5 protein-coding genes are annotated in these 5,309 nt (G+C 66.1%); all 5 read right to left on the bottom strand.

Annotated features, from left to right (window positions below; translation table 11 throughout):
• On the bottom strand, positions 1–255 hold a 255-nt coding region (locus SX1_RS21500), incomplete at its 3' end, for a hypothetical protein (protein ID WP_019054760.1).
• A gap of 11 nt (positions 256–266) precedes the next feature.
• On the bottom strand, positions 267–923 hold the full coding sequence (locus SX1_RS21505; protein ID WP_019054761.1) for a hypothetical protein: 657 nt from the start codon (positions 921–923) through the stop codon (positions 267–269).
• A 102-nt stretch (positions 924–1,025) separates the two neighbouring features.
• Entirely contained in the window at positions 1,026–1,925 is a 900-nt protein-coding gene (locus tag SX1_RS21510; protein WP_019054762.1) for an ArdC family protein, read from the bottom strand.
• On the bottom strand, positions 1,922–3,586 hold the full coding sequence (locus SX1_RS21515; RefSeq protein WP_019054763.1) for an ATP-binding protein: 1,665 nt from the start codon (positions 3,584–3,586) through the stop codon (positions 1,922–1,924). Before SX1_RS21515 ends, SX1_RS21510 begins: the two co-directional genes overlap by 4 nt.
• A gap of 75 nt (positions 3,587–3,661) precedes the next feature.
• On the bottom strand, positions 3,662–5,309 hold a 1,648-nt coding region (locus SX1_RS23330), incomplete at its 5' end, for a molybdopterin-binding protein (protein WP_019054764.1).

The following is a 5,309-nucleotide window of genomic DNA, read 5'->3' on the forward strand; positions in this document are numbered from 1 at the left end:
AAACTCCTCGCCGCTTCGCGCACCTGGGTTCCATTTGACCAGGCAGATGATCGCGAATGTCTCGCGCGGGACTTCGAGGTCATAGCTCTGGCAGGCGGCGTAGTAAGCGCCCGAACGAACGGTGGACTTGAGGACGCGCAGGCCCGTCGCCCGGCCCTTCTCTGGGTCCGGCGGGTATGTGCACTGGTTGTCGAGATAGGCCTTCGGCGTGGCGAACGGGGCCATGCCGCCGCGGGACATGAACAGCCAACCCATGGGCTTGTCTCCTAGACGAACGCCTGCTGGCGCGGATTGATCGAAAGGCCGGTCTCGCGAACGACGAGCGCGCGGAAGCTCTGCGGCGCGGCGAGGACGGCGATGTCGCAGAAGTGGTTTCGGTCGCCCAGGTAATCCTTGCGCCCCTTGCAGCGGCGGAACATGACCTCGCGGCCCGGACGGATGCAGGGGATCGAGACCTGAACGTAGATCTCGTCGCCGTGGAGCGTGATCTCGCCGGAGACCGCAGGTCCCGCAAAGTTGCTGCGCAGGTCGAACTGGTCGGGCTCCAGCCCAAGGTGGCGAGCCGCCACCCGCAATGCGGAGCGGGCCTCGCGGTGGAAGGCGCGCTTGGCTTCGGGATCGTAGCCGATTCCGCGGCGGGCGAGCGCGACCAGCGCGGGCTTCGATTTCAGCTCGTCGATCTTGGCAAGGCACTGCCGGCGCAGCGGCAGGTCTTCGGCAAAGGTTTCATCGGGCGCGTGGCCGAGCGCGATGCGGCCGACGTGGCGCGCAAGCAGGATGGTCGCGGGATCGCGTGCCGGGTCGATCCCTGCGTTGCGCGCGTCCTGCATCGCGTCGACGACGGCCTGGGTCGCCGTGACAATGGTCGCGAGGCCATCGGGCTGCAGGGCACGGCGATAGCGGAAGTCGAGATCGTAGTTCATCGGTGAAGTCTCCCTTTGCGCCCCCTGGCGCATCGGGCTCCCACCCCCTCCCCTTCGCGTTCGTCCTGCGAGCGGGCCCGGGCCATCGCAACGTGGGTGCCTTCAGGCCGCCTCCTTGAGCTCGCCGACCAGGGCTGGGTCGAACTGGCGCAGCCACTTGATCGCCTGCTCGGCTTTGGCCGCCGCGTGCAAGATCGCGGTCTTGTCCCCGTGCAGGATCTTCATCCAGTGATGGATGTAGGACGCGTGGCTGTCGTGAATCTCATTGGGGAGGCCGTACTCGGCACACAGGGTAGCCTGGCAGAGCGAGGCGACGATCTCCTCGAACGCATAAGCGTCGTCACCGAACCGCTTACCGAATTGGCGATTGAGCCGCTTGGCCGATCCCGTGGCGTGGCCGAGTTCGTGACAACGAGTCGAGAAATAAGCCTCGATCGAATGGAACGCCTGTGGCGGCGGCAGGGTCACCGTGTCGGTACTAGGCGTGTAATGCGCGCTGTCGCCGCCGTGGACCACGCGGATCGGGATCGCGTCGAGGAATGCCTGCACCCCTGCCGAAAGTGCGCCAATCGCCTTGGGGTCGGGCGGCTCGGGATAGTAGTGCGCCGGCAATCCCTCGATCTGCGAGGCGTTGAAGACGTGGTTCCACTTCATGAAGCGGATCGTCTTTTCGGTTGTCTCACCGGTCTGACGATCGGTGTCGGTTTTGCGCGCCGAACTGTAGAACACGCTGAACGAGCCACTCTCGCCCTTGCGAACATGGGCGCCGAGTTCGAGCGCCTGTCGGAAGGTCATCCAGTAGGGGCTCGCGTAACCCCGGCTTTCGGCGACCGCCCAGAGGAAGAAGGTGTTGATCCCTGAATAGGGGACACCGTTGTGGCGCAGCGGCCGCGTGCTGGTCGACGTCCAGGGCTTGAGCCAAGGTGCCGTGCCGGCAGCGATTTTTTCGAGGATCAGGTCGGTGATGACCTGCGCGACGTCGGGTTTGGGATGACGGGTCATTGGGCCGGGCCCTCCTGGGCAGGATCAAGTGAGAGGTCGGAAGCCGCGCTCGACCAGGTGAGGCGGAGCGTGCGCCCGTGCGGGATGCGCCAGGCGACCCGGTCGGCGAAGGCCATGGAGATGCCGGCAAGGATCGCAGCGTCCTCGCCCTCGAGGATCGCGTGCGCGCGCACCGCGGCATCGTGGCGGAAGCGGGTCTCCTGGGTGTCATAGCTGTCCGCATCGGAATCATCCGAGGGCGAGAACACGGCGTCGATGATGAGGTCGGTGAGATCGTCCGGGCCAAGCGCGGTGGTCCGAGTCAGCGCAATGCGCGCGCAGTCGGGATCGCCCCATGAGTCGGGGTCGTCTAGAATCGCGAAATCGGTCTCAAGATCGAGCCTCCGGTCGTGCTGGTCGGTCAGTTCGATCGTGATCGCGTCGGGGCGCAGAGTGACAGCATAGGCTTCGTCGGCGGGGATGCTGCCATCAAAGGTGTAGCGCTCACCGGTGCGCACGAAGGCTGGGAGGGCGTCGTACCAGGGATAGCCGATGAAATTGGTGATCGGCTCGTAGAAGGCACGCGGCTCAGGGCCGCCCAGACGGTGCATCTCGCCGCCGTTCGAGCGCCGCAAGGCGCGGCCGAAGGTGACCGCGTCGAAGGAGTCGGTGTCGTCATAGATTGCCGCGCCCGGCTCGAGGTCGGCAAACCGCGGCACCTCGCGGTAGCTGTCGCGGGCGAGCGTCGGGTACCACAGCGGCAATTGCCGCGCCGCCTGGGGGAAGTCGTCGCGATACAAGCTCGCTTCGATCCAGTTCTCGAAGCTCAGGCGATGGAACGGTTCCTCGTGGATGACCGAAAAGATCGCCTCGCGGCAGAGTGCCACGAGCCGGTCGAGCGCGGCGTTGCGGTAGATTTCCTTGCGGGCGGGCAGGACCAGGACGAGATCGGGCGCGTCGATGACGTCGACCTGCACGGACCACTGGGTGTGATGGACTTCCTTCACGACCGGGAAGGCGTGTTTGAGGGTCACGCCGTGGAAGTTGAGCGTCGCCACGTGCGGCGAGTGCCGGTCGCGGAACACGCCGATCCGGAACCCCTCCCGCTCGATGACCCTGTGCGCGTCGGCGAGGAAATCGGCGCGGGCGAGGTCCTTGCCGTTGTAACTGACGGCAAGCGGCAGAAACCGGGCGGCTGCCTCGACGCAGCGTTCGAGCTTGCCGTCAGGCTGCGGATCGAACCGGAAGGCGATTGTCGTGCCGCGCGGCCCGTCGAAGGGCAGCACATCGATGTCGGCCTCGCCGGTCCAGGCATCGCCCGTGATCGCGAGCGAGAACGCGCCGTCCGCGCTCCGCGAACTGACCACGGTGTCGAGGCCAGCAAGGCTGAAGAAGCCCATGCCTGCCGGGTCTTCGCGGGCGCGGCACTCGTCGGGCCAATCGGATGCCCCGAGCGAGAGGAGGTCGACCGGGTCAGCGATCCCGGCGCCATCATCGCTCACCGTGATGAGGCATGCGTCCGCCGTGTGATCGGCGGTGATGGTGATGCGGCCCGCGCCCGCGCGGCGGGCATTCTGGAAGAGTTCGTTGAAGATGTCGTCGAGGGTCCCGTTGAAGATCCGGGTGACCTTCGAGATCGCCTCGGGGGAGACCCGGGCGCGCAGCTTGGTGATCATGGTCATGAGATGGTTCCTGGATGGACCGGCACGCTGCCGCAGATCGCAACGGATGCGCGGGCAGCGTGCCGGCAAGGCTGGTCAGGCGTCGACGGTCTCGCTGGCTTCGACGTCCTGTTCTTCGGCAGGTTCGAGGTCGCCCGCATCGCTGTCCGGTTCGTGCTCAACCGGCGCTCCCTCATCGGGCTCGCTCGCGGCGAGCACCCGGAAGCGCATGGCCTCGGGCACCCAGGCGAGCGCAGCTTCCTTGACCTCAGGCGCAACGATGGTCTCACCGGCGAACAGCTTCTCGCAGGAGGCCGAGAGGTCGCCCTTCTTCGAGCCCATGAAACTCGCCGCCATGGTCGATCCGCCAACTTCGCTGACATGGGCGAGCAGCGCCTGCTTGCTCACGCGGTCGAAGTAATTGGCCGAGGTTGGCCGCCAGTGGCTGGCGACGTTTATCCCCATCAGGGCGGCGAGATGATCGTGCAGGTCGATCGGTTCAGGGCCGGACTGACCGGTCTTCTTGTCGATCCCCATGCTGGCTTCCAGTGTCTTCGCCATGCACCAGGCGAGCCAGCTTGCCTTTGTATCGTCGTCGAGCGCGCTAAACGCGGAGAACCGGTCGACCGTGCGGCGGTGCTCGGTCCACGACAGGTCGAGCGTCTCGCGCATATCGGCCATCAGAGTGTGCGCCGGGTTTTCAGGGTAGTTGGCGAGGTAGAGCGAGGGCGACGGGGCGCGGAGCGTCGTGCCCAATGCCTGGGCGCTGTAGAGCGCGCGGGAGTCGGCGATGGCAAAGATCAGGTAGTCGAGCGCAATCGCCGGGTTGGAAGCGAGGTTGATCGCCAGAATATCGCGGCGCTGTACAGCGAGCTCTTCGACCAGCTTCTGCGACAACGGCTTGGGGGCTGGAGCAGCGCTACCGCCCTCCCCTGCTCCGCCGGCACCCTCGCCCGCGTCGGACCCGCGGGCCTTGCGGCGTTCGAGCGGCTTGTCGCTGTAAAGTCCGCTCGCGACGGTGGGCTGGCCGTCGTCGCCGATGATCACGAAGCAGCCGACGTTGGCCTTCATCTCCTCGGGGATCACCGGGGGCTTGTCGTGGAGCGCATCGTAGGCGCTGCTTGCGGCATCCCAGCGTGCCTGGAACTCGGCGGCGGCGGCCTCGTCGTCCTCGTCGAGCGTCTCGCTTTCGGCTTCCAGCGCCGAGATCGTCTCGAGCAGCTTGTCGGCCTCGACCTGTTCCTCATCGGTGAGCGGTGCCGGTTCGAGATGGACCTGATGGAGGTCTTCGGTCGCGTTGTAGGTGACGCGGGTTTCGAGGATCGGGCGTACCCAGGCATAGCCGGAGGTTTGGGCGATTTCGGCCGCAAAGGCCTGGAGCTTCTCGCCGGCAATTCGCTGGGCGATCTCGGCATCGATCCAGGTTTCGCCGCCGTCCTCGGTGAAGAGGTCGCGTTCAATCTTGCCGCCGGCGGCGAGGTATTCCGCTTCGCTGGCGAGCTTCGCCATCGGCGAAGACGAGCGGATGGCGCTGTGCGTGACCATGCGGCGGATGGAATCGGGGTTGTTGCCCTGCCAGCTGTTCGACAGTTCATTCCAGACCATCATCTGGCGATCATGGTTGGGCGTCGTCGCATAGGCCTTGGCGACATCGAGCGTGATCTTGCCTTCCTCGAGCGCGGCGAAGATCGGATCGGCGAGGTCCGCAAGCCGCAGGCGGCCTTCGATGAACCGGCGGGGGGGG

The sequence above is a fragment of the Sphingobium xenophagum NBRC 107872 genome (assembly GCF_000367345.1).
Lineage (GTDB): Bacteria > Pseudomonadota > Alphaproteobacteria > Sphingomonadales > Sphingomonadaceae > Sphingobium > Sphingobium xenophagum.